The sequence below is a fragment of the Aeromonas sp. HMWF014 genome, assembly GCF_963878295.1.
GTDB classification, from domain to species: Bacteria; Pseudomonadota; Gammaproteobacteria; order Enterobacterales; family Aeromonadaceae; genus Aeromonas; species Aeromonas popoffii.
Map to the genome: position 1 here is coordinate 1,362 of NZ_CAWNYS010000418.1, position 2,953 is coordinate 4,314.

The window sequence follows — 2,953 nt, forward strand, 5'->3', positions numbered from 1 at the left end:
GGACCCGGTCACCCGGATCAGCAGGCAGAGGATAGCTGGGACCAGCGCGCCATCGCGCAAGGGGAGACCATACTCGAGCAGCAGGGCAACCGGCTCACCCTCGTCAAGCCCTTCAAGGCGTACAAAGAGTACCGCGGCACCCAGTGCACCACCTGCCATCAGGTGCCGGAAGGCACCGTCATGGGGGCGGTGCGGATCAGTTACGACCTCAGCCACACGTTCGGCGAAATTCGCCACAACAACCTGATCCTGAGCGGCAGCCTGGTGGCGGTGTTCGGGCTCGGTTTTGGCCTGCTTGGCTGGGTGCTGCAGCGCTACATCAAGCGACCGGTGCGCCACCTGCAACTGACCATGACTCGCATGGCCAAGGAGCGGGATCTCTCCCTCCCCCTGCTCAACCCGAGCCGGGATGAGCTGGGCCAGATGACCCGCGCCGTCAGCGACATGGTGCAGGGGTTTCGCCACAGCTTGCAGGAGGTGGAGCACGCGACCCAGCAGCTCTATCAGGAGTCAAACCAGATCAGGCAGGTCGCGACCCAGACCGAAGGCTCGGCCCGCCAGCAGGAGCACATGACCACCCAGGTCGCCGCCGCCGTCAGCGAATTGGCCGCCAGCTCCCACGAGGTGCGCGAGCACGCCCGTCACAGTGCCGAGCTCTCCGCCCTCACCAACCAGGATGCGGCCAACACCAGTCGCCTCGCCCAGCACTCCATCACTGACATGGGCGAGATGTCCGCCGAGATTGCGCGGGTCGATCGGGTGATCCAGCAGCTCGACAATCGCTGCCTGGCCGTCGATGGCGTGCTGGAAGTGATCAAGGGGATTGCGGATCAGACCAACCTGCTGGCCCTCAACGCCGCCATAGAGGCGGCACGCGCCGGCGAGCAGGGTCGCGGTTTTGCGGTGGTGGCCGACGAGGTACGCGCCCTCTCCAGCCGCAGCCGCGCCGCCAGCGAGCAGATCTCCCAGATGATCGCGGCACTGCAGAAAGAGGCCCAGAGCGCCGTTGCGGTGATCGGGGATGCAAAATCCAAGGCGGACCAGAGCATCCACAAGACCGAGGAAACCCTGGCCGCCATGCAAAACATCATAGGTCGCATCGCCAGCATCAACGATCTCAACGCCCAGATGGCGCAATCTGCCGAGGAGCAGGACAGGGTCTGCAGCGAGGTGGACAGCTCGGTGAGCGACATTCGCAACACCTCCAACGACACCCTGGGTCAGGCGCACGCCGCCAACCTCGCCAGCATCCAGCTGGTGGAGCAGTGCCAGAAGCTGGAACAGTTGCTCAAGACCTACCGCTGGTAAGGCGTCACGCCGCTCAACAAAAAGCGCGACACTGGGTCGTAATGCCAGTCAGTTAAGCCTGACTGGCATTGTTTTTATTGGCCTTTTTCACACTGTACTGCGGTGGTCTTGGCTTCACGCCGCGGGGGTAAGGTCGCTCTCTTCTGGTCGTGACGTCCTCTTCGCCGAGCAGAGTAGTGATGAGCGAGGGGGAATGAGGTGGAAGAGCGACCCAAGCTGGGTAGCCTGGCTGGCGTGAAGAAAGTCGTGAGCCTGTGTGATACGCATAAAAAATCCGAAACCAATTAACACGTTTCGGATTTTCACACCTCAGCAGGAGCGTTCAATGGACCCTTCACTTATCGGCATTGCGCCCTTGGCTCACCTTTTCTCATGCTGATCTCTCACCCATACAATATGTGGATCAGGGTGCCGTCTTGCTGGCGTTCATCCTGGCTTTCACCATGCCAATCACCATGGGCAGCAGCGAGATGCCGATGATGCCGAAGATCAACAGGGTAAAGTTCTGACGTACCACAGGCAGATTGCCAAAGAAGTGGCCGGCGTAGACAAACGAGAGCACCCACAGCAGGCCGCCCACCAGGTTGAACACCAGGAAGCGTGGATAGGTCATGGCGCCCATGCCCGCCACGAAGGGAGCAAAGGTACGCACGATCGGCAAGAAGCGGGTGATGATGATGGTCTTGCCGCCATGCTTGGCATAGAAGGCGTGGGTCTTGTCCAGATAGTCGCGACGGAAGATCTTGGAATCGGGATTGCGGAACAGCTGCTCCCCGAAGAAGTGACCTATGGTGTAGTTAACCACGTTGCCCAGCACGGCGGCGATGATCAGCACGGCGGCCAGGGTGTGCACGTCCAGCACGCTGCCGACGGTGAGCGCACCGGCAGCGAACAGCAGGGAGTCACCCGGCAGGAAGGGGGTGACGACCAGCCCTGTCTCGCAGAAGATGATCAAAAACAGAATGGCGTAAACCCAGATGCCATAGTTTTCAAACAGCTCTTTCAAATGCACATCAACATGCAGAATAAAATCAATCGCAAACAGGATCAGATCCATTTTCTCATACCCATAAAGTGAACGGCGTGGAGTCTACGCCAATGCATTCCGAGCCACAATCTTCCCACAATCCTCTTTTTATCCCGGTTAGACGCAACCCGTACGACGCTATCTTCGTCATGACAATACCATCAAAGAGGAAATGCATCTTCTCGACACCAGCCAGGCCAACCGTGGTTCAGTCACGCTCATCCAGTGCCGCGCTAACGCGCGCTGGCAGGCATTTCTCCCAGCCCCATAGCAGCACCAGCAGCAGCGTCACATCATCGAGCCAACCGAACAGGGGCACCACATCGGGGATGAGATCCACCGGGCTGATGCCATAAAGCAAGATGAGGATCACCAGCCCCCTGGCCCACCAGGGCGTGGCCGGGTGGCGAAAGCCCAGATAGAGGCGACGCACACGCCGCCAGATGAGCCAGCGCTTGCCCATTAACTTTCGATCAACTCGTGGCGCAGCCGCTGGATCTGGTCTCGCAGCGCGGCCGCCTGTTCGAACTCCAGATCCCGCGCATGCTGGAACATCTGTTCTTCCATCCGCTTGATCTCTTTGGCGATCTCGCTGGCAGAACGGGCATGGTATTCCCC

General features: G+C 60.0%; 4 protein-coding genes. 1 reads left to right on the forward strand and 3 read right to left on the reverse strand.

Annotation, left to right across the window (positions count from 1 at the left end; all coding sequences use genetic code 11):
• The coding region (locus AAC083_RS16675; protein WP_258224731.1) for a methyl-accepting chemotaxis protein at positions 1 to 1,308 on the forward strand (1,308 nt) is incomplete at its 5' end.
• Positions 1,309 to 1,711: 403 nt separating this feature from the next.
• Here AAC083_RS16675 and AAC083_RS16680 read toward each other — a convergent pair.
• From AAC083_RS16680 to AAC083_RS16690, 3 genes are all read right to left on the reverse strand, one after another.
• Entirely contained in the window at positions 1,712 to 2,365 is a 654-nt protein-coding gene (locus AAC083_RS16680) for a DedA family protein (protein ID WP_108537191.1), read from the reverse strand.
• Between the two features lie 178 nt (positions 2,366 to 2,543).
• Positions 2,544 to 2,798, reverse strand: coding sequence for a YkvA family protein (locus AAC083_RS16685; protein ID WP_108537192.1), 255 nt, complete (start codon positions 2,796 to 2,798; stop codon positions 2,544 to 2,546).
• A partial coding sequence (locus AAC083_RS16690; protein ID WP_146181706.1) for a UvrB/UvrC motif-containing protein occupies positions 2,798 to 2,953 on the reverse strand: 156 nt, incomplete at its 5' end. The genes AAC083_RS16690 and AAC083_RS16685, both read right to left, overlap by 1 nt.